Consider the following 22476-nt stretch of genomic DNA (forward strand, 5'->3'; position numbering starts at 1 on the left):
TGTATATATAATGGTAAAATTAATCGCACTTTACAAGAATCCAGAAAACAAAGAGGAATTTGACGAGCACTATTTCAACACACACGGACCTATTACAGCTAAGATACCCGGACTTCGTAAAATGGAAGTGACGAAAATCGTCGGGTCTCCAATGGGAGCTAGTGACTATCACCTCCTTTGTGAAATGTACTACGATGATCATGATGCATTGAAGGCAGCAATGAAAACGGACGAAGCAAAAGCTTCTGGAAAGGACCTCATGGGATTTGCAGGTGACTTGGTGACACTGATGATTGGTGAGGAAGTCGACGGTGAGTAATAAGGAGACCATTCAAACCTGGACTGAAGATGGCGTTGGTGTCATTCAACTGAACCGTCCAAAAGTATTGAATGCTTTGAATCGAAAAATGGTCACCGAAATCCTTCAAACGATGGAGGAGTGGGACCGTGATGATAGCGTGTCGATCATGATCGTTACCGGAAATGCGAAAGTCTTTGCCGCAGGAGCGGATATTGCTGAAATGGCAGAGGATGATGCGATTTCGCTGGAACTCCTCAATCAATTCGCTGAATGGGATCGTCTCGCATGGGTGAAAAAGCCGATCATCGCAGCAGTGAATGGTTATTGCCTTGGAGGCGCATTCGAGCTTGCATTGAGCTGTGACTTGATCGTTGCAGGTGAAAACGCGCAATTCGGATTTCCTGAAGTGAACTTAGGGGTAATGCCAGGAGCTGGCGGGACCGTTCGACTTACGAAATTGATGGGCCGGGCAAAAGCACTTGAATGGTTGTGGCTCGGTGAATATATGACCGCGAAATTTGCGAATGAGAACGGTGTCGTCAATCGTGTCGTAGCACCAGAACTTGTTTTTGAGGAAACCATGAAACTAGCTCGTAAAATCGCAAAACAAGCACCTTTGTCTGTACGGATGATTAAAGAATCTGTCAACAAGTCCGTCGATTACTCCGTTTATGAAGCGATGCAATATGAACGGAAGAATTTCTCCCTCCTGTTTTCTTCAGAGGATCAGAAGGAAGGCATGAAGGCATTTGTAGAAAAACGAAGCCCACAATTCAGAGGAAAGTAAGGAGCGGTCTAGCTATGTATGAAACGATTCAATATGTAATAGAAAGTCATGTTGCCTGGATTCGATTGAACCGCCCGGAAAAATACAATGCTTTTACTGAACAGATGAACATAGAGATAACAAAAGCTTTAAAAGAAGCTGAGAGAGATGGCAGTGTTCGCTGTTTAGTCATAACAGGTAACGGAAAAGCATTTTGCTCGGGACAAGATCTGGCGGGGGTTAAAGAAGGTGCGGATTTTGGGGAAATACTGCGTAAAGGCTACAACCCGATGATTGAAAAGCTGGCCAGCTTTGAAAAGCCAGTCATCGCAGCTGTTAATGGTGTTGCTGCTGGTGCGGGGATGAGTTTAGCCTTAGCGTGTGATTTTCGATTGCTTTCAGATAAAGCTAGTTTTATAGAAGCATTTATTAATATCGGTCTTGTACCCGATTCTGGAAACCTCTTTTATCTTCCTAGATTAGTAGGCCATGCGAAAGCACTTGAGCTCGCGGTGATGGGGGAAAAGGTCTCAGCAGAGGAGGCAAAGGACCTGGGGTTGGCAACGAAAGTCATTCCGCTTGATCGTTGGGAAGAGGAAGTTTCAGCATTTGCGGAAAACTTGGCACATAAACCAACGAAAGCGATCGGCTTGATCAAGAGATACTTACTGAAAAGCTGGGATGCAGATCTAAGTGAAATGCTCGAAAACGAAGCGTATGCCCAGCGTACAGCAGGTCAGACAGAAGACCATGCTGAAGGGATACAAGCATTTCTAGAGAAAAGAAAGCCTGTATTTAAAGGCTGCTAATAAGAAAAGCGGAAGCGCCCGTAAAGATTTGGCGCTGGCCGAATCATCTCATCCATGAAAATACTAACTACAATTAAAGGAGTGACTGATCAATGAGTACAACTAAGGAACAACAACAAGTCGCAACAGAAATGAAACGTGAAGCGTACAAGATGATCATCAATGGACAACAGGTCGACAGCGTTTCTGGAGAAACATTCACTACTTACAATCCTGCAACTGGTGAAGCCCTTGCACAAGTGGCGAAAGCTGGGACAGAAGACGTAGATAAAGCAGTTGAAGCAGCTCGAAATGCTTTTGACTATGGTAAATGGCCGAAATACCCTGTTGGAAAACGCGCTCGTGTATTGAATAAAATTGCTTCAATCATGCGCAGCCGTTTCAATGAATTGGTCGAGCTGGAAGTGCTGAATAGCGGGAAGTCATTGACTGCTGCTCAAGGCCAAGTGATGCAAGCTGTTGAAAACTTTGAATTCTATGCAGGTGCAATTGTTGGCCATCGCGGACATGTGAACAATATGCCTGGACCTTTTACAAATACGACTTCGAACGAACCGATCGGTGTTTGTGCACAGATCATCCCTTGGAATTATCCGATGATGATGGCTTCTTGGAAGGTAGCACCAGCAATCGCTACAGGTAACGCAATCGTATTGAAACCTGCAAGCTTGACGCCGCTTACAGCAATCATTTTAACGGAAATCTGTCATGAAGCAGGTGTTCCAGAAGGTGTTGTCAATATCGTCACTGGACCTGGATCGACTGTAGGTTCACACCTAGTGGATCACCCTGGTGTCGATAAAGTCGCTTTCACTGGTGAGACCGGTACTGGTAAAGACATCATGGCGAAAGCTTCTGAAACATTGAAGCGAGTGACTTTAGAACTTGGTGGTAAATCACCGAACATCGTATTTGAAGATGCGAACATGGATGCAGCTGTCGACGGCTCCCTATTCGGTATTTTCTATAACACAGGACAATCCTGTGAAGCACGATCTCGTCTTTTCGTTCACGAAAACGTATATGACGAGTTCATGGAAAAGTTCATTGAAAAGACGAAGAAGCTTACGCTCGGCAATCCGCTTGATCAAGGAACACACATCGGGTCAATCATCAGCGAGAGCCAGGTTGAAGTGATCGATGGCTATGTGAAAGAGGCTGAAAAGCAAGGCGCCAAAGTACTTGTTGGTGGAGGCCGTGCAAAGGTCGAAGAATTTGAAAACGGACATTGGTACTTGCCGACAGTCATCACGAATGTGACGAATGACATGAAAATTGCACAAGAAGAAATCTTCGGACCAGTCGTTGTCGTCATGAAGTACAGCGATGAAAAAGAAGTGCTGAAGCTTGCGAACGATACGATTTTCGGTCTTGCAGCTGCAATCTGGACGACGGATCATGCTCGAGCAAACCGTGTCGCTTCTAAGTTGAAGGCTGGTACGGTAATGGTCAACTCTCCATTCTCAGCATTCCCTGGTACACCGTTCGGGGGTTACAAGCAATCTGGATTCGGAAGAGAGCTTTGTATCGAAACGCTTGATTTGTATACTGAAACGAAGAGTGTCATCTCTTATGTTGGAGGCAAGCCGTTGAATCCGTTCGGAGTGTAACCTAAGTGAATTAGTGGGCGAGCACCTTTCCAGGCTGCTCGCCTTCAACTGTATTGCATTTAATTGTTGAACTGTAAAGGAAATTCACGACACTCCAGCGGGAAAAGCGAGCCAGGGCGAGACCCCGCGCTTTAAAAGGATCTTCGACTAAAAAACACCACGTCCTATTGGTAAACGTCGAAGCCAGCATAAGGAAAGCTTCTAAGAATTCTCATCGCAGACACGAAAATGATTTCATTTTTGTGTTGAGATCCATGTGCAAGTGAGGGAGCTTGCGGATCGCCCACGGAAAGGGAGTGAATTTCGTGAAAAATCAACAGGAATGGTTAGCAAAGCATAAAAAAATCACGACAATCAGCAAAAACATACCCATTTTACAAGGGAGTGGAAGAGAGACATGATCAAACATATTACCGTCATAGGTTCTGGTGTCATGGGCAGAGGGATCGCTTATGTTGCCGCTGTAGGCGGGCATAAGACGACACTTGTTGATATTTCTGAAAAGGCATTGGAGAGTGCAAAGAATGAAATCAATGCGATTTTTGCCAAAGGGGTCCAACGGAACAAGCTAACTGAAGAAGCAGCGAATGAAGGCATGGAACGTATGTTTTACTCATCGGATCTTGAAGGAACAGTATCCGAAACAGATATGGTGATTGAGGCTGTTCCCGAGAATATTGAGATCAAGCGAAATGTGTTCGAGACGATTGATCAGCATGCACCTGAGCATTGCTATTTTGCGACCAATACATCCACGATGAGTCCTACCGAAATTGCTTCTTTTACAAGCCGACCTGGAAAAGTGATCGCGATGCATTTCTTCAACCCGGTTCATAAAATGCCTTTGATTGAAATCATCAAAGGACTTGATACTGCTGAGGATACAGTCAAAATTGCGAATGAAGTGGCTGTAAAAATGGGAAAAGAAACGGTTACAGTCAATGAATTCCCTGGTTTTGTGACAAGCCGGATCAGTGCGCTTGTCGGAAATGAAGCGTTCTATATGCTCCAAGAAGGCGTCGGATCTCCTGAAGAGATCGATAAGGCGATCAAACTCGGACTTAACTATCCGATGGGACCATTCGAACTAGGTGATCTCGTGGGTTTGGATACACGTCTTAATAATTTGAAGTACTTACATGAGACATTAGGCGAAAAATATCGCCCTTGCCCGCTGTTAGTCAAATACGTTAAAGCAGGCCGTATCGGAAGAAAAGCAGGCGTAGGTGTCTATGATTATCGTGAACAAGGAGGTGCTGACAATGCGTGAAGTCGTCATTGTGGATGCTGTGAGAACGCCGATTGGGCGCTATAAAGGGGCATTGAAGAATATCCGTCCGGATGACCTTGGTGCGGTTGTCATCAAATCGTTACTTGAACGGAACCCGGACATGCCGAAGGATCAGATTGAAGAAGTCGTATTCGGGAATGCGAACGGGGCCGGAGAGGAAAACCGTAATGTTGCGAGAATGTCGGCTTTGCTAGCTGATCTTCCGGTTGAGGTTGGCGGGACGACGATCAACCGATTATGCGGATCTGGTTTGGATGCAGTCTCCTATGCTGCGCGAGCGATCATGGCTGATGAAGGGGGTATCTTCATTGCAGGTGGAACGGAAAGCATGACTCGTGCACCGTATGTAATGGGGAAACCTGAGGTGGACTTCCCTCGTGGTAACAGGGAAATGTTCGATACGACCATCGGCTGGAGATTCGTGAACCCGGCATTGGAAGAAAAGTACGGAACCGACAGCATGCCTGAAACGGCAGAAAATGTTGCAAAAGACTATAACGTTGGACGTGAAGAGCAAGACCAGTTCGCGTTTGAAAGTCAAATGAAGGCGAAACGTGCCATGGAAGAAGGTCGATTGAAAGACGAAATCGTACCTGTCATTTATAAAGACCGTAAAGGGAACGAGATTGTCGTCGATACGGATGAACATCCCCGTCCGAACAGTTCACTCGAAAAACTCTCCACATTGAAACCGCTCTTTAAGGATGGCACGATAACTGCTGGGAACGCATCCGGGATCAATGATGGGGCATCTGCCGTATTGCTCATGAGTAAGGAAAAGGCTGATGAGCTTGGTCTTAAACCATTAGCACGGTACATCACATCTGCCACTGCCGGTCTGGAGCCTCGAGTTATGGGACTTGGACCGATCCATGCTTCACGAAAAGCAATGAAACGAGCAGGATTATCTGCTAATGACCTTGGCCTGATAGAGTTGAACGAAGCGTTTGCTTCCCAATCATTGGAATGTATCCGTCAGCTTGAATTGGATCCTTCACGCGTCAATGTGAATGGTGGAGCGATTGCTTATGGACATCCTCTCGGGGCGAGCGGAGCAAGGATTTTGACGACATTAGTCCATGAAATGCGTAAACAAAAGACACGTTATGGCCTTGCGACGATGTGTATCGGAGTCGGCCAAGGAATCGCTGCAATCGTCGAAGGTTACGATTACTAATTTTATATGGAGGAATCAGACATGTCATCGATCTTATACGAAGTAAAGAATCATATTGCCTACGTGACCCTGAACCGCCCGGATGTCCTGAATTGCTTTAATTATGATACATTGAAAAAGTTAGGAGAAGTCGTCGAAGAGATCCATCATAATCCTGAAGCGCGTGTGGTTATTTTCACTGGTGCAGGAGAGAAAGCGTTTAGTGCTGGAGCGGATCTGAAAGAGCGTAAAAACCTCACAGAAAATGAAGTGCGACGTAACGTCACGAAGATCAGAGACGTTTTTACTGCTGTCGATAAGCTGCCTCAGCCTACGATTGCTGCAATGAACGGGTATGCCTTCGGAGGCGGATTCGAACTTGCGCTGGCGTGTGACTTCCGGATTGCCGTTGATACGAAGATGGGCTTGACGGAGCTTGGCTGGGCGATTATCCCTGGTGCTGGCGGAACCCAGCGGCTTCCACGTCTAATTGGACAAGCGAAAGCGATGGAATTGATTTTAACCGCTAAAAAGCTATCTTCTGATGAAGCATTACAATACGGAATCGTTAATGAAGTGGTTTCTTCGGATAAATTGATTGAAACGGCTGAACAATGGGCAGAAAGAATGCTGAAGAATGGTCCAATTGCTTTGAAACAAGCGAAATATGCAATCAAGCAAGGCATGAATGTCGATTTGGAAACGGGCATTAATTTAGAAGCGAAAGCCTATGAAGTGACGATTCCGACTAAGGATCGTGTAGAAGCACTCGTTGCTTTCAGTGAAAAACGTCCCCCAGAGTTTAAAGGAGAATGACGAATAGAAGGCTGTCCATCCTTTTTACGGCATATTTAAAAAGAAATGCATTGAGTGCATAAATGCTTTTTAATATTTAAGAAAAATAGGCTTAATTTACGGCTTACGCTTGATTTCGCCAAGTTTTCTATATACCTCATGGCATAAGGGCAACTATGGCTCAATCTGCATTAAGTCTTGATTTCGCCAAGTTTTCTATATATGATTGGGAGTACTTTGAAAGATAGAATCGGAAAAGGATGAACACCATGCAAAACAGTCTTAATACAAGGTCAATGATTTTTACGTTATACGGAGATTATATCCGTCACTACGGTAACGATATATGGATTGGAAGCCTTATTCGCCTGTTGAAGGAGTTTGGACATAATGAACAATCAGTCCGTGCGGCTATTTCCAGGATGAACAAGCAGGGCTGGGTCACCGCAGAACGGAAAGGTAACAAAAGCTATTACCGGTTGACAGAGCAAGGCGTCGAACGGATTGAAGAAGCCGCAAACCGGATTTTCAAGCTTCAACCTGAAACGTGGGATGGAAAATGGAGAATGTTCACGTACACCATTCCGGAAGAAAAAAGGAGCATCCGTGATGAGCTGCGGAAAGAACTTGTGTGGAGCGGCTTCGGTCTGCTTTCCAACAGCTTCTGGATTTCACCGAATCAACAAGAAAAACAAGTGAATCAGATGATTGAGAAATACGGAATCCGCGATTATGTACATTTCTTCGTGTCTGAACATAGAGGGCCTCATAAGAATGAAAAACTTGTTGAGGAATGCTGGGATTTACAAGAAATCAACATGAGATACGAGGAATTCATCAAAACTTACAGCCAAAAATATGTAATCGATAAAAGCAAGATTGAAAAGGGCGAAAAGTCCGATGGTGAATGTTTTGTGGAACGGACGAAACTTGTTCATGAATATCGGAAGTTTCTATTTGTCGATCCTGGATTGCCTCAAGAATTGTTACCGAAAAAGTGGCTCGGTGACTATGCCGCAGATCTTTTCAGTGACTATTATAAAGCGTTGGCACAACCAGCCAGCCGTTTCTTCGAGGATGTGTTCAGCGAAGGAAATGAAGTGAAGAACCGGGATAAGAAATATGACGCTTTGAACCACCCGCTGATCATCGAATCGAATAATTAAGGGATGAAAGTGGATTTAGTGGACACGAGAGACCTTATTTGTACGAAAATGCGATGTTTTTACAAAAATAGAGGACAATAGAGGCCAAAATCATTGTACATCAGATGTTTTTTTCCAAAATAACGGAACACATGTCCTCTAAATTCTGGTACATTTCGGGTTTTCATAACGAATGATTCTTGATAGACCAATAATAAAATGGGGCTGTCCAAAGGCAAGTCTCAGACCCCTTCAACAATGCTCAAAGTGTTGTTAAATCGGAGAGAGACAGGTACTTATTGGACGGCCCAATGTTTGTTGCTATTTAACCATTGGTTAATCTACGCTGACGCTTGATTTCGCCAAGTTTTCTTTAAACTCTTTGGCTTTTTGCTCATAAGTGTTGATAGTCAATTGGATCAATTCAAGATCTTTCTCAGTGAGTTCGCGGACCACTTTACCAGGAGAGCCCATCACCATTGTCCGGGGTGGAATCTTTTTTCCAGGCGGGATCAGGGTATTTGCGCCGATAAAGGCAGATTCACCGATTTCTGCTCCATCGAGGATTGTGGTACCCATCCCGACCAAAGCCCTCTTACGGATCGTACAGCCGTGGAGGATGACATTATGGCCGATTGACACTTCGTCCTCGAGGATCAATGGGAACTCTTCATATAGGTGACATGTACAGTTATCCTGGATATTTGTACGTTCGCCTATACGGATTGGAGCTTCATCCCCACGAACGACAGTGTTGAACCAGACACTTGAATTTTTACCTATCGTAACGTCACCGATGATATGTACACCTGGTGCGATAAAAACAGACTCATCCACCTTAGGAGTTTTACCGTTGTATGGATATAGCATGCAAAAAACCTCCTTGAAAGCGTTTCCTAGAGTATATCATATTAGGAAAAGAAGAGCGCATTAAGAAGGTCTTTGGGAATTCCGGTGAGGCATCTGTAGCTTTCACAAGTGGATAGAAAAAGCCCAATGAGCTGGGGGCTAGTAAAGTTGCACGGCTCGCTCTAAAAGTTGCGCGACTCGGCCTAAAAGTTGCACGATCCAGCAGATCACTAGGATTAGTAAAAATTCTTACCTTCAAGAGAAAGGATCATCAATATGAACCCGTTATACCAATTACTCGACATCAAATACCCGATTATCCAGGGAGGAATGGGGAATGTCTCCAATGCTCCTTTGACGGTTGCCATTTCTGAAGCCGGGGGTTTGGGAACAATCGGGATCGGAACCTTTCAATCAGATAAAATCGAAGAACTGATCAAACAAACCAAAGAACTGACGGACAAACCATTTGCAGTCAATATTCCTCTAAGTGTATCGCCGGCCGTAAAAGAAGCAGCGATGTTCATGTTTCAGTATGAAGTTCCTGTAGCGGTGTTGTCTGCTGGGAATCCCGCACCATTCATCCCTAAATTCAAAGAACGAGGCGTAACGGTGATTTGCGTCGTCGCTTCAGTCAAACATGCCCGAAAGGCTGAAGAAGCTGGAGCGGATATCATCGTGGCAGAAGGTTATGAAGCAGCAGGAATCAATGCAACCGATGAATCGACGACAATGACGCTTATTCCACAGGTTGTGGATGCCGTCAATATCCCTGTCGTCGCCGCCGGAGGTATTGGGGATGGACGAGGACTTGCTGCTGCTATGGCTCTAGGTGCGTCCGGTGTTCAGATGGGTACGCGTTTCATCGCCACGCAAGAGGGCGTTTTCCATGAGAACTATAAGAAAAAGATGATTGAGGCTGGCGATACGGAAACCGTAATTGTTGGTAGAAGCTATGGTAAAATCCGCCGATTGATGAAAACGCCTTATGCCAAACAACTGCTTGAGGACGAAGCAGGAGGGGAAGACCTTCAGTCATTCATGGACAAAACGACGGAAGATTATCACCGTAAAGGGGCTGTAGAAGGGAATTTGGAAGAAGGCTTCATCAATTCCGGCCAGATCGCAGGATTGATCCATGACATACCGACGGTCTCAGAGTTAGTGGAACGGATGGTGACCGAAGCAAGGGATGTATTCAACACTCTTCCTGGCCGTTTTTAAGTTTTAGTATATGTGCCACACGTCAGTTGTTAGAATTGTTTGACTATTTATTGACAATTAAATACCCCCTTGATACTATTACGATAAATTCACGGATTGTAAGAAATATGAAATCTTCATCATGATACCCGCTTCATCCCTTGCTATTCGTGACAATGCCTACATTAAGGGGGAATAAGGTTGAAAAAGTTCTGGAAGTCAGTAGTTGGTGTCTCATTGGCAAGTGTCATGTTGATCAGTGGGTGTGGAACTACAGATGATGCTACAGGGAATGAGGGATCAGGGGAAAAGAAGGTGACTGTAGCGATCAATCAGTTTGTTGAACATCCTTCCCTTGATGAAGCTACCGAAGGGCTTAAGAAAGCTCTTGAAGAAAAAGGCTTTGTAGAAGGCGAAAATATCACGTATATCATGGACAGTGCACAAGCTGACATGAATAACATCCATACAATCGCCAAGAAACATGTTTCAGAAGGTGTAGATCTCATATTTGCAAATGCAACCCCAAGCGCACAAGCAAGTGTGCAAGCAATAACTAAAGAAAATGCTGAAATACCTGTCATCTTCACTTCGGTGACTGATCCTGTCGGGGCTGGACTGGTTGAAGCGATGGATAAGCCTTCTGAATGGGTGACTGGAACGAGTGATACTCACCCTGATGCGATCCCGAACACGGTCAAATTCATTGATGAGCAAACGGATGCAAAAAAAGTGGGCGTATTATATAACCCAGGAGAACAGAATTCGGTCGCCCAGCTTGAAACCGTGAAAAAAGCGATTGAAGGTACGGATTTACAGGTTGTCGAAAAGAGTGTTTCGACAACGGCTGATGTAAAGCAAGCGGCAGAAAGCCTTGTAGGTGAAGCGGATGTATTTTACATCAATACAGATAACACAGTCGTATCTGCTTTAGAGACTGTAATCAAGATCGCACAAGATGAAGGGATTCCTTTATTTTCAGGAGATTTGGACTCCGTTGAACGAGGCACCTTGGCCGCCTACGGATTCGATTATAGTGATCTTGGCTATGAAACAGGGCTTATTGCAGCTGAAATTTTAAAAGGTGACAAAAAACCTTCTGATTTTGAAGTGCAATACCCGCAAAACCTGAAATTGGTCATCAACAAAAAAGCAGCTGAAGCAATGGGTGTCGAATTGAAATCAGAATGGGAAGCAATGGCAGAATATATCGAATAATAATCAAATAGGAAGGAGATGGTTAAATGTTCTCGATTATGTTCCCAGCTGTGGAATCTGGTGTCATTTACGCAATCATGGCGCTAGGCGTTTACCTCTCCTTTCGTATTCTTGACTTCCCCGATCTAACAGTAGATGGGAGCTTCGTAACCGGAGCTGGTGTCGCTGCCATTATGCTTTTCAATGGGCAATCTCCTATTCTTGCAACGTTGGCGGGAATGGGTTCAGGCTTTATTGCTGGCTGTATCACAGGGGTTTTGCATACGAAAGGAAAAATCAATCCATTACTATCAGGAATTTTGATGATGATCGCCTTATATTCTATTAACCTACGGATCATGCAGGATCGTCCTAACATTCCCTTACTGAACCAGGGGACGATTTTTTCTCAATTCGAAGGGTATTGGGACAAGCTCGGGATTGATGAAGCACTGAGTTCTATGTTTGCTGGAATCGGTCTTAAGCCTTCCACATGGTCGATCATGTTTTTAATGATCATCATCACTTTGACTATAAAATTTTTCACGGACTGGTTCTTGAAGACAGAGATCGGTCTTGCCTTGCGGGCAACTGGTGATAACCAACAGATGATCCGAAGCTTCTCCGCAGATACGAATACATTGACAGTACTAGGATTAGGTGTTTCGAACGCATTCGTAGCCCTATCCGGTGCTTTGATTGCACAATATAATTCGTTTGCCGATATTGGAATGGGACTTGGAATGATCATCATTGGCTTAGCATCTGTTATCATTGGAGAGGCGTTGTTCGGAACGAAGACGATCATGAGGACTACCCTAGCTGTTATCGGTGGAGCGATCATTTATCGGATTGTCATTTCCATCGCCTTGAAATTCGGTTTCAACCCAGGAGATATGAAATTGATCACAGCTTCTCTAGTGGTGATCGCATTGATACTCCCTAAAATACTCGATAATCAAAAAGAGCGGAATCGAAAGAAAAGGAAGCGTCTTGACTTCGAAAAGATATATGCCATGGGACAGGAAAAGGAGGGGGAAAACGTTGCTTCGACTAAATCGGATTCACAAAGTTTTTAATGAAGGGACACTGGATGAGAAAATCGCCCTCTCCCACATAAACCTTTCCCTTGAGCCCGGTGATTTCGTAACTGTAATAGGAAGTAATGGTGCTGGAAAGTCCACATTGATGAACGTCATCGCAGGTGTATTGGACCCCGATGTGGGTGAAGTGATCATTAAAAATAAAGAAGTCACGAATCTTCCAGAACATAAACGGGCTGCTTATATAGGAAGAGTTTTCCAAAACCCTCTTGCCGGAACTGCTCCGTCTATGACGATAGAAGAAAACATGTCGATGGCATATGCGCGGAATAAAAAAAGAAGCTTTCGCATCGCAGTTTCGAAAAAATTACGAGGGTTCTTCCAAGAATCCCTAGAAACACTTCATTTGGGGTTGGAAAATCGTCTGACTGCAAAAGTAGGGCTTCTTTCAGGTGGAGAGCGTCAGGCGTTATCGCTATTGATGGCTACGTTCACTGAACCGAAGATTTTACTACTGGATGAACATACTGCTGCTCTTGATCCTTCAAGGGCAGAGCTCATCACTAAATTGACTAAAGAAATCGTCAAACAGCATCAATTGACGACATTGATGGTCACCCATAATATGCAGCAAGCATTGGATCTCGGAAATCGCTTGATCATGATGGACAAAGGACAGATCATCCTTGAAGTGAGTGGAGAAGACAAACAAAATCTCACAATCGAACAGCTTTTACAAGAGTTCCAACGTATACGTGGTACCAAAATGACAAGTGATCGTACATTGTTAAGTTGAATTTCGATGGATAGGTTCAACTGTCAGATATTAACGGTTGTCTATCGGTTTTATTTTTGTTACAACTAGTGAAAATAACAGAGAGAAAAGTGGAGGTATTTATGGCGCAGCAAGAGCAATGGGCATCAAAACTAACATTTATATTAGCAGCAGCTGGTTCTGCAATCGGGCTTGGCGCGATCTGGAAGTTTCCATACGTAGCCGGGAATAGCGGTGGCGGAGCATTTTTTCTTGTATTCCTGCTATTTACATTACTAGTAGGCTTACCGTTATTATTAGCTGAATTCGTTATTGGACGCAGTACCCAAAAAGAAGCTATTTCAGCCTATAGGTCGATCGCTCCAGGATGGGAATTCATCGGTCGGATCGGGGTATTCAGCGCCTTTGTTCTTTTATCTTTTTATAGTGTAATCGGTGGGTGGATCCTTCTATATTTCGGAGCAAGCATAACCGGGTACATGACTGGTATTGATAATTATGAACAGTTGTTTGGAACGATCATTTCCAATCCATGGACTGCGGTAGGCTCTCAGCTTGCCTTCATCTTGTTGACGATTATCGTGGTTGCACGTGGGATTAAGGAAGGAATTGAGAAGGCAAGTAAATGGATGATGCCTGCGTTATTCATCTTGTTTTTAATCTTGATCGCGCGTTCATTGACGTTGGACGGAGCGATGGAAGGGGTACGATTCTTCCTGGAGCCGGATTTCAGCAGATTGACATCTGAAGGTATCCTTTTTGCATTAGGACAGTCGTTCTTCTCCCTGAGCCTCGGTGTTTCCGTCATGGTAACGTACAGCTCTTATTTATCAAAAACAGAAAGCTTGACCAGATCGGCTGGTTCAATCGTAGTAATGAACATCTTCATTACGATCCTTTCAGGGTTGGCGATTTTCCCAGCAGTCTTCTCATTAGGCTTTGAGCCGACGGCAGGTCCAGGATTGTTGTTCATCGTTTTACCGTCCGTCTTTGCTCAAATGCCTGCAGGAACGTTCTTTTTCATCGCTTTCTTAGCGTTATTCCTGTTCGCAACATTGACATCAGCGTTCTCGATGCTCGAAATCATCGTCGCTTCTGTAGCTAAAAATTCCCGTCAGCGACGTTCCAAGGCTGCTTGGTGGATCGGAATCGCAATCTTTGTGGTAGGTGTTCCATCAGCTTTGTCATACGGCATTTTAGGGAATATCACCTTCTTTGACAAAATCATTTTTGATGTGATGGATTACTTAGTCAGTAACATCATGCTTCCGTTAGGTGCATTGTTGATTTCCATCTTTGTACCATGGAAAATGAAACGAGAAGTGCTTGTAGCAGAATTGACGGATGGCAGTAACTTTGGAAAAAGGATATTGGCGTTGTGGCTCCTTGTATTAAAATATTTTGTACCAATCGTCATTATCGTCGTATTTCTTGATGCACTTGGAATTATATAAAACTAGATGAGAAGAGCAGCCGATCAGGTTGCTCTTTTTCCGTTTTTGAGAATTTTTTTTAGAGTTTTTAAGATAATTTCCGAGATGTAGATAAACTCAAAGTTGTAGCGATAAGACCTACTTTTGTTGAGATAAATGAGAGGAAGTAACCATAACCAGGGTATCCAGTCTCATAAATCATATCGTAAGTCTATAAAATTGGGGATAAGAATAAAAATTCTCACCGTATGTCTAAAAATTTAACCGTTAGGGATAAAAGGAAGATTCGATTATGCGGAAAGTAGACTGACGACCAACAGTCGAACATCTAATAAAGCCCGTGTGTGGTTTAAAACTCGAAAGATTGGCGGAATATATAGTACAATGAGGTACGGACAACCCAGAATGAAACCATTGAAAGGGGAATCATTCCTATGCTAAATGAAAAAGTCGCTGTCATTACGGGCGCATCAAGAGGTGCTGGTAAAGCGATCGCAGCTCGCTTAGCGGCAGAGTGTACAAAATTAGCGATCATCGGCTCTTCAGAGTAAATTCATGAAACAGCAAAAGAATTAGAGGAAAAAGGCAGTGAGGTCTTGGGTCTCAAGGCGGATGTCACTGATGAGCAGCAAGTGAAAAAAAGCATTTAAACAAACTTTCGACCATTACGGCAAGGTTGATATCTTAGTCAATAACGCTGGTATCGGATTTTTCAAGGCAGTAGAAGAAACAACTTGGAGGAATGGGAAAAAGCCTTCGCAGTCAATACTCGCGGCGTGTTTCTGACGACAAGGGAAGTCCTTCCATTCATGAAGGACAAAAAAGCCGGGACGATCATTACGATTTCCTCTGATGTAGGACGGAGGACGATTGCCAACGGATCAGCTTATACCGCAACAAAATATGAGGTCCAGGGCTTCATCGGTTCTGTCGCTCAAGAGGTCCAAGAATACGGCATCCGGGTGGGAACAATCAACCCGGGTGCTATCGACACGTACTTTGCAGATTCCCAACAGGGTGAAAGAGCATAAAGAGGATTGGTTGAAGGTAGATGATATTGCAGAGGCGGTTTGCTATATGGCTTCCGCACCAAACTACATGGTCATTGATGAAATCATCCTCCACCCATTATCACAGGAATATCCAAGACATTGACCTAAAAACAAAAATACAAGTTGAAGATGACTCGGTAAGTATCGCTATTCACAAATTGACGTCTCCGTTAGTGAATACGGTATACGATTCGAGTCATCTTTTTTATGGTATAATTCGACGAAAAGAAAGTGGGGGAACCGGCACTTTAAAGCGTTAAAACCTTGATGTTTAGGGGAAAATTAAAGGTCCAGGAAGTGGTGATTCAAGGACATTCCATTGCTTTTTATTAAACAAAATGATATTATATCGTTAAATAAACGTCATATTTAATATGGATAATACCGTCCATTTACAAGAAAAGAACTCAGTTTTCTGTTGGAGGGACCAACGTGGTCAGTTCCATGTCGTTCCCCTATGGATGAATTTGTAAAGGCAAAGGAGGCAGAATTAATGAAGCCAGGTATGCAAGTTGGTCAACAGGCTACCATTACTGCAACAGTGACACCCGATATGTATGCACAATTCGAAGGGAATCTCGTACATCCAGCTTATTCGACTGTTTCAATGGTCTATCATATGGAATGGGCAGCACGACAAATCATTTTACCTTACCTTGAAGAGCATGAGGAAGGAATCGGCGGAGGAGTTTCAGCCAAACATCTGAATCCTACACCTGCTGGAAGTGAGATAACTGTAACAGCTACTCTTAGAGAGATAAAAGGAAAAGCTGTCATCTGTGATCTTGAAGTTCGGAATAGAAAAGAAAAAATAGGCGAGGGCGAAGTCACTCAATATATACTGCCGAAAGAGATGATCAAGCAAAAGATCGAGTCGATGAAGGCTTAATTTTTTGAATTTAAATGAAAGCGTTTACCTTTAATGGAATATTAGTTAATAAGATTAATAGAACTGGGGGATTACATCATGTTTGAACGCATCAATGGACACGAACAAGTTTTGTTTTGCAATGATCCAGATACAGGGTTGAAAGCAATTATAGCAATACATAATACGACTCTGGGACCAGCACTGGGCGGTTGTCGTATGAGACCATACAATTCTACGGAGGAAGCGATCGAGGATGTCCTTCGACTTTCCAAAGGCATGACATACAAATGTGCAGCTGCGGATGTAGACTTTGGCGGAGGGAAAGCGGTCATCATCGGAGATCCGCTGAAAGATCGTTCACCTGAATTGTTCCGTGCTTTCGGCCAATTCGTCGAGTCTTTAAGCGGCCGTTTCTACACAGGGACAGATATGGGGACGACACCGGAAGATTTCGTCCATGCCTTGAAAGAAACGAATTGCATTGTCGGTGTTCCTGAAGAATATGGCGGAAGCGGAGATTCATCGATTCCGACTGCAGAAGGAGTCCTTTATGGGCTGAAAGCGACGAACAACGTACTTTACGGTTCCGATGATTTAAGTGGAAAGACTTATTCGATCCAAGGTTTAGGGAAGGTCGGCTATAAGGTAGCTGAAAAACTTCTTGAGGAGGGTGCAGATCTTTACGTGACAGATATAAACCAATCCGCAATCCAAAGAATCATTGAGCAATCTGAGGATCTGAAAGGGAACGTCAAGGTTGTTGAGGGCCAAGAGATCTATAGTGTTCCAGCTGATGTATTCGTCCCATGTGCGCTTGGTGGGGTCATCAATGATGAAACGCTTGAGCAACTGAAGGTGAAGGCAGTCGTCGGATCGGCGAACAACCAGCTTTTAAGAGATGAACATGGCAAGTTCCTGCAGGAAAAAGGGATTTTATATGCGCCAGATTACATTGTGAACGCGGGCGGACTCATCCAGGTATCTGATGAGTTGTACAGCCCGAATAAAGCCCGTGTACTTGCTAAAACCAAAGCCATTTACGACACGTTGATGGAAATCTATCGAAAATCGAAAGAACAATCGATCTCGACAGCAGAGTCTGCAAATCAATTTTGTAATGATCGCTTGACGAAACGGATGAAGCGTAACAGCTTTTTCAGCCATAAAAAACGTCAAAAATGGAACGTACGTAACTAAGGAGGGTTCTTATGGCAGCGCAATTTCCAATGAAACAGATCTTGAATGAAGATGGTGTCGTCGTCAATCCGGAATATGAAAACGAGATGACCGAATCATTGACGAAAGAACTTTATATAAAAATGTTGAGAGCTCGCATGTTCGACCGTAAAAGCGTCAACCTACAGCGTCAAGGACGGATCGGTACGTATGTTCCATTTGAAGGGCAAGAAGCCGCCCAGGTTGGAAGTTCCCTGGTGCTTGAGGAAGGTGACTGGATGTTCCCGACATACCGGGATCATGCGGCCACTTTGACGTATGGCCACTCTGCACGGAACCTGTTTTTATATTGGAAGGGCTACCCGATGGGGTGTGTCCCGCCAGAAGGAAAGAACATTTTCCCTCCAGCAGTTCCGATTGCATCTCAGCTGTTACACGCGACAGGGACAGCATGGGCTGAAAAAATGAAAGGTACCGATCGCGGTTCCATCGCCTATTTCGGAGACGGTGCAACCTCAGAAGGCGATTTCCATGAAGGGCTTAATTTTGCAAGTGTATTCAATGCTCCTGTTGTCTTTTTTAATCAAAACAACGGGTTTGCCATCTCGGTGCCGATGGAAAAGCAAATGAAAACGAAGACGATCGCTCAGAAAGCGGTTGCTTATGATATTCCAGGCGTCCGTATTGACGGAAACGATATTTTCATCGTGTATTTTGAGACGAAGAAAGCCATGGAGCATGCACGTAGTGGAAACGGCCCGACATTGATCGAGGCTGTAACTTATCGATACGGTGCCCATACTACGGCAGACGACCCAAGCAAATACCGTGACCAGGAGGAAGCGAAACAACGCCGTGAAACGACCGATCCGCTATTGCGACTAGAACGTTATATGGCGAACCAGGGGTATTTCGAAGAATCTTGGAAAACCCAGGTCGAGGAAGAGATCACAAAGGAAATCGAGCAAGCTGTAGAAGATATGGAAGCATTCGGTGCCGCTGAAGCTACTGATATGTTTACGCATGTTTTCCAAACGCCAACATGGTCTGTACAAGAGCAGCTTGATGCATTCCAGTCACGTATGAAGGAGGGAGTATAAATGAGTACAGCAGTTAAAACCCAGAAACTGACGATGGTCCAAGCGATCACAGATGCAATGGACACAATGTTACGTGAACATGACGATGTACTCGTTTTAGGAGAAGACGTCGGGAAGAATGGTGGGGTATTCCGTGCAACCGACGGCCTCCAAGCTGAATTTGGCGAACAGCGTGTCATCGATACACCGTTGGCTGAATCAGGGATCATCGGTACATCGATCGGATTAGCGATGAACGGTTTCCGCCCCATTGCAGAAATGCAGTTTTTCGGTTTCATCTATCCAGCATTCAACCAGATCATGACGCATGCTTCCCGGATCCGTACACGTACCCTGGGCCATTTTACTGTACCGATTGTCATTCGAGCGCCATTTGGAGCTGGAGTGCGTGCACCGGAAATCCATTCCGACAGTGTAGAAGCCCTTTTTACACATATGCCTGGAATTAAGGTTGTTGTTCCGTCCAATGCTTATGATGCTAAAGGACTCTTGATCGCAAGCATCGAGGACCCTGATCCAGTGTTGTTTCTAGAGCCGATGCGCTGCTACCGGTCACATAAACTTGAAGTACCTGAAGAGAAATATACGGTCGAAATCGGAAAAGGAGCCCGCCTTCAAGAAGGTGAAGACATCACCCTCATTGCTTGGGGAGCGATGGTCGACGTTGTGAAGAAAGCTGCAAAGGAAATTGAACAAGCTGAAGGCATCACGTGTGACGTTCTCGACTTGCGTACTCTATACCCGCTTGATCGGGATCTGATTGCTGAATCTGTTCAGAAGACCGGGCGTGCGGTCATCGTGCATGAAGCCCCAGGAACAGGCGGGGTAGGGAACGATGTCGTTTCGTTGATCAATGATACATCATTCTTGCATTTGCGCTCACCGATCAAACGTGTGACTGGACATGATACACCGGTTCCGATGTTCGCAATCGAGGACCACTATCTGCCTGATGCTGAGCGTGTCAAGCAAGCTATTATCGATACAGTACGTTTCTAAAGGAGGAAGAAGATGATTGAAGTAAAGCTCCACGACATCGGTGAAGGAATTACAGAAGGGGAGATCACCCATTTTCATGTCTCTCCAGGAGACGTAGTCAAAATCGATCAACCACTTGTTGAAGTACAGACGGATAAGGTGACGGCTGAACTCCCATCCCCGGTTGCTGGTACTGTGAAAGAAATTAAAGCTTCAGAAGGTGAAGTCGTAACAGTCGGTACTACGATCATCCTGATTGAAAAAGAAGGCAGTGTCCCTACACAGGATAAACAGCCAGAAGAGACCGTACTGGAAAAGAAAAAAGAAACCCCATCAATAGCTCAAACAGGTCGGTCTACGAGTGCTGTCCAATCAATGACACGCTTGACGAGACGGGTGCTCGCTGCTCCATATACGCGGAAAATCGCTCGTGAAAACAATGTCGATATCGAGGAGGTCAACGGTTCTGGCCCAGGCGGTCGTGTCACAGAAGAGGATATCTATCGATTCATCAATGGCGGCCAGCAGGCAGAGACGCATCAGGAAGAGGTTGAGACACCAGAGGTTACAGTTATGAAACCCGCTGCAGAAGCAAAAGAAATCCCGTTCAAGGGCCGTCGAAAGCAGATCGCTCAAAAGATGACACAATCGCTTTATACCATCCCCCATGTATCCCATTTTGATGAAGTCGACCTTACGAATCTATTAGACTTGAAAAAATCCCTTAAAGCAGCTGATCCAGATGGGTCAAAAGGCATGAACGTTTCACTCGCAGCCTTTTTCGTAAAAGCATTACAGCTTGCACTTCGAGATTATCCGATCTTCAATGCGAAGCTTGATGAGGAAAATGAAGTGATCCGTCTAGAAGGTGAAGTGAACATGGGGATCGCAACGGATGCTGATGACGGATTGATCGTCCCTGTGGTGAAGAACGTCGAACAGAAGTCGATTTCAACGATTAACAGAGAAATGAAAGAGCTAATCAATAAAGCGAAAACGAATAAATTGAAGCCTTCAGAAATGAAGGGCGGCACGTTCACGATAAGTAATGTCGGGCCTTTAGGAAGCACTGGTGCGACCCCTATCATCAATCATCCTGAAGTCGGTTTGATGGCTTTCCATAAAACAAAGAAAATGCCGGTCGTCATCCATGATGAAATCGTCGTCCGTTCAATCATGAACGTATCGATGACATTTGATCATCGTGTAGCCGATGGAGCTACCGCAGTCGCATTTACAAATCGCTTCATGCACTATATCGAAAACCCGGCAGCAATGACATTGGAGCTGATATAACATGGTAGTAGGTGAAGTAATTCAAGAACGTGAACTGATCATCATCGGCGGCGGGCCGGGGGGATATAACGCAGCGATCCGGGCGGCACAGCTAGGAATCGAGGTCACCTTGATTGAAAAAGAAAAGCTAGGCGGCATCTGTCTGAGCAAAGGGTGCATTCCATCCAAGCTTTATGCGCACACAGCAGATAAATTAGGGGATTGGAAGCACCTACAGCAGCTAGGAATCGAAGCAGGTGAGCCGAAGTTCGACATTGAGCGGCACCACAACTACATGCAACAAACAGTTACCTCTTTACAAAAGGGTGTCGAAGTTTTATGTAAGGCAAATAAGATCGAGGTCATCACTGGGAGTGCCTCTTTCATGACAGGAAACCGGATCGGTGTCGAATCTGGTGACACATTCGAAATGTACAAATATGAAAAAGTGATTATCGCAACAGGAGCTTCTTCCTATATCCCTGAAGAAATCGATACTCGATTCAATCATGTATACAGCGCTCAAGACATTTATGGAATCCAGGAAGTACCTGAGCATCTTGTAATCTATGGATCTGACTATATTGCTCTTGAAGCGGCTACGAGCTTCAATGCAATGGGTTCGAAGGTTACGATTGTAATAGATGGAGGCACTGACTTCGGGTTTGACACAGATATCAACAAAGAATTGTCACGTGTTTTGAAAAAATCAAAGGTAAAAGTCATTAAGGATACTGTCATCGAAACAGTGGAGGAAAGTGATGAGCAAGTCACTCTGTACCTGATGAAACAGGATGAAAAACTGACGATTGAAGGATCTCATTTACTCGTATCCATAGGCTTCCGGCCGAATACGAAAGAACTTGGTCTTGAAGCATTATCAATCGAAACTGATGATAACGGATTTCTAGTAGTCAATGAATTCAGTGAAACGACTGAGAAGAACGTGTACGCAGTAGGCGATGTGACCATTGGACCTGTACTTGCGGTCAAAGCGATCAAGCAAGGAAAGGTTGCTGCTGACCACATCGCAGGGAAAACTCCTGAATTGAACCTTCGCTACATTCCGACGGTCGTCCATACATCGATACCGATTGCCTACGCTGGTCTTACTGAAGAGGAGGCGAGAGATGAAGGGTATCAAGTTACGACGGGTCAATTCGCAATGGCTGGAAATGGTTATGCAAGTATCGCTGGCAAAAAAGAAGGGCTTGTCAAACTCATCAAAGATGGTGAAACGGATCTATTGCTTGGTGTGCATATGATCGGGCAGGGCGCGATCGGTATGATTTCGTCAGGGATAACAGCTCTTGAAATGGCAGCAAGGGATGAAGATCTATCGTATCCCTTCTATCCTCATCCAAGCTTTAATGAGGGATGGCTGGAAGCGCTTGAATCAATGACAGGAGAAGCGATCCACGTCCCCCCGAACAAACAAAAGAAAGAAGCAGAACCAGTCGGATCTTAATAGGAAGAGGCTGACCCGAAGAAAGAGCAACAGGGACTTAGGTGAAGGGTTCCGTTTTGGGGTGCATAACTTATAAATGATATTAGAAATGTCCTGTGAATTGACACAGGACATTTTGCTTTAATATCAAGGTTTAAGCAACATTTATTTACCAAATCACAAGTCAAATGACATGATATTTTC

Annotated in this window: 21 protein-coding genes and 1 pseudogene; 21 read left to right on the forward strand and 1 reads right to left on the reverse strand. The window is 44.5% G+C overall.

Annotation, left to right across the window (positions count from 1 at the left end; translation table 11 throughout):
* Positions 1 to 10 precede the first annotated feature (10 nt).
* The 8 genes from ACJROX_RS04535 (at position 11) to paaX (ending at position 7894) form a co-directional block, all read left to right on the forward strand.
* On the forward strand, positions 11 to 319 hold the full coding sequence (locus tag ACJROX_RS04535) for an EthD family reductase (protein WP_408009575.1): 309 nt from the start codon (positions 11 to 13) through the stop codon (positions 317 to 319).
* A complete protein-coding gene (locus tag ACJROX_RS04540) occupies positions 312 to 1088 on the forward strand; it encodes an enoyl-CoA hydratase/isomerase family protein (protein ID WP_408009576.1) in 777 nt (258 codons plus the stop codon). The genes ACJROX_RS04535 and ACJROX_RS04540 overlap by 8 nt, the downstream gene beginning before the upstream one ends.
* Before the next feature lie 14 nt (positions 1089 to 1102).
* The gene (locus ACJROX_RS04545) at positions 1103 to 1876 is read left to right on the forward strand and encodes an enoyl-CoA hydratase-related protein (protein ID WP_408009577.1); all 774 of its coding nucleotides are present in this window, start codon (positions 1103 to 1105) and stop codon (positions 1874 to 1876) included.
* 92 nt (positions 1877 to 1968) lie between these two features.
* The gene (locus ACJROX_RS04550) at positions 1969 to 3486 is read left to right on the forward strand and encodes an aldehyde dehydrogenase family protein (protein WP_408009578.1); all 1518 of its coding nucleotides are present in this window, start codon (positions 1969 to 1971) and stop codon (positions 3484 to 3486) included.
* A 397-nt stretch (positions 3487 to 3883) separates the two neighbouring features.
* The gene (locus tag ACJROX_RS04555; RefSeq protein ID WP_408009579.1) at positions 3884 to 4756 is read left to right on the forward strand and encodes a 3-hydroxyacyl-CoA dehydrogenase; all 873 of its coding nucleotides are present in this window, start codon (positions 3884 to 3886) and stop codon (positions 4754 to 4756) included.
* Positions 4749 to 5954, forward strand: coding sequence for a thiolase family protein (locus ACJROX_RS04560; protein ID WP_408009580.1), 1206 nt, complete (start codon positions 4749 to 4751; stop codon positions 5952 to 5954). Before ACJROX_RS04555 ends, ACJROX_RS04560 begins: the two co-directional genes overlap by 8 nt.
* A gap of 21 nt (positions 5955 to 5975) precedes the next feature.
* Positions 5976 to 6749, forward strand: coding sequence for an enoyl-CoA hydratase-related protein (locus ACJROX_RS04565; RefSeq protein ID WP_408009581.1), 774 nt, complete (start codon positions 5976 to 5978; stop codon positions 6747 to 6749).
* A gap of 248 nt (positions 6750 to 6997) precedes the next feature.
* Entirely contained in the window at positions 6998 to 7894 is an 897-nt protein-coding gene (gene paaX, locus ACJROX_RS04570; RefSeq protein ID WP_408011576.1) for a phenylacetic acid degradation operon negative regulatory protein PaaX, read from the forward strand.
* 315 nt (positions 7895 to 8209) lie between these two features.
* Here the strand turns inward: paaX and ACJROX_RS04575 are convergent, their stop codons facing one another.
* Positions 8210 to 8743 (reverse strand): gamma carbonic anhydrase family protein, encoded by a 534-nt coding sequence (locus ACJROX_RS04575; protein ID WP_408009582.1) that lies wholly within the window; start codon positions 8741 to 8743, stop codon positions 8210 to 8212.
* A gap of 255 nt (positions 8744 to 8998) precedes the next feature.
* Here ACJROX_RS04575 and ACJROX_RS04580 point away from each other — a divergent pair, with 255 nt between their 5' ends.
* From ACJROX_RS04580 to lpdA, 13 genes and pseudogenes are all read left to right on the forward strand, one after another.
* A complete protein-coding gene (locus ACJROX_RS04580; RefSeq protein WP_408009583.1) occupies positions 8999 to 9946 on the forward strand; it encodes an NAD(P)H-dependent flavin oxidoreductase in 948 nt (315 codons plus the stop codon).
* A gap of 228 nt (positions 9947 to 10174) precedes the next feature.
* Positions 10175 to 11143: an ABC transporter substrate-binding protein gene (locus ACJROX_RS04585; RefSeq protein WP_408011577.1), complete on the forward strand. Its 969-nt coding sequence runs from the start codon at positions 10175 to 10177 to the stop codon at positions 11141 to 11143.
* Between the two features lie 26 nt (positions 11144 to 11169).
* On the forward strand, positions 11170 to 12201 hold the full coding sequence (locus ACJROX_RS04590; protein ID WP_408009584.1) for an ABC transporter permease: 1032 nt from the start codon (positions 11170 to 11172) through the stop codon (positions 12199 to 12201).
* Complete coding sequence (locus ACJROX_RS04595; protein ID WP_408009585.1) at positions 12167 to 12961, forward strand: ABC transporter ATP-binding protein; 795 nt, start codon at positions 12167 to 12169, stop codon at positions 12959 to 12961. The genes ACJROX_RS04590 and ACJROX_RS04595 overlap by 35 nt, the downstream gene beginning before the upstream one ends.
* A gap of 101 nt (positions 12962 to 13062) precedes the next feature.
* A complete protein-coding gene (locus ACJROX_RS04600; protein WP_408009586.1) occupies positions 13063 to 14394 on the forward strand; it encodes a sodium-dependent transporter in 1332 nt (443 codons plus the stop codon).
* A gap of 651 nt (positions 14395 to 15045) precedes the next feature.
* Positions 15046 to 15159: pseudogene (locus tag ACJROX_RS04605) on the forward strand (SDR family NAD(P)-dependent oxidoreductase); the annotation flags it as partial.
* Positions 15108 to 15404, forward strand: coding sequence for an SDR family oxidoreductase (locus ACJROX_RS04610; RefSeq protein ID WP_408009587.1), 297 nt, complete (start codon positions 15108 to 15110; stop codon positions 15402 to 15404). The pseudogene ACJROX_RS04605 and the gene ACJROX_RS04610, both read left to right, overlap by 52 nt.
* Before the next feature lie 514 nt (positions 15405 to 15918).
* Positions 15919 to 16314, forward strand: a complete 396-nt coding sequence (locus ACJROX_RS04615; RefSeq protein WP_408009588.1) for a thioesterase family protein — start codon at positions 15919 to 15921, stop codon at positions 16312 to 16314.
* Positions 16315 to 16392: 78 nt separating this feature from the next.
* Positions 16393 to 17493, forward strand: coding sequence for a Glu/Leu/Phe/Val dehydrogenase dimerization domain-containing protein (locus ACJROX_RS04620; protein ID WP_408009589.1), 1101 nt, complete (start codon positions 16393 to 16395; stop codon positions 17491 to 17493).
* An 11-nt stretch (positions 17494 to 17504) separates the two neighbouring features.
* Positions 17505 to 18572, forward strand: a complete 1068-nt coding sequence (gene pdhA, locus ACJROX_RS04625) for a pyruvate dehydrogenase (acetyl-transferring) E1 component subunit alpha (protein ID WP_408009590.1) — start codon at positions 17505 to 17507, stop codon at positions 18570 to 18572.
* The gene (locus tag ACJROX_RS04630) at positions 18573 to 19571 is read left to right on the forward strand and encodes an alpha-ketoacid dehydrogenase subunit beta (RefSeq protein WP_408009591.1); all 999 of its coding nucleotides are present in this window, start codon (positions 18573 to 18575) and stop codon (positions 19569 to 19571) included.
* Between the two features lie 12 nt (positions 19572 to 19583).
* Positions 19584 to 20846 (forward strand): dihydrolipoamide acetyltransferase family protein, encoded by a 1263-nt coding sequence (locus ACJROX_RS04635; protein ID WP_408009592.1) that lies wholly within the window; start codon positions 19584 to 19586, stop codon positions 20844 to 20846.
* 1 nt (position 20847) lies between these two features.
* A complete protein-coding gene (gene lpdA / locus ACJROX_RS04640) occupies positions 20848 to 22293 on the forward strand; it encodes a dihydrolipoyl dehydrogenase (protein ID WP_408009593.1) in 1446 nt (481 codons plus the stop codon).
* Positions 22294 to 22476 lie beyond the last annotated feature (183 nt).

The organism is Pseudalkalibacillus sp. A8 (assembly GCF_045920555.1).
GTDB lineage: Bacteria > Bacillota > Bacilli > Bacillales > Fictibacillaceae > Pseudalkalibacillus.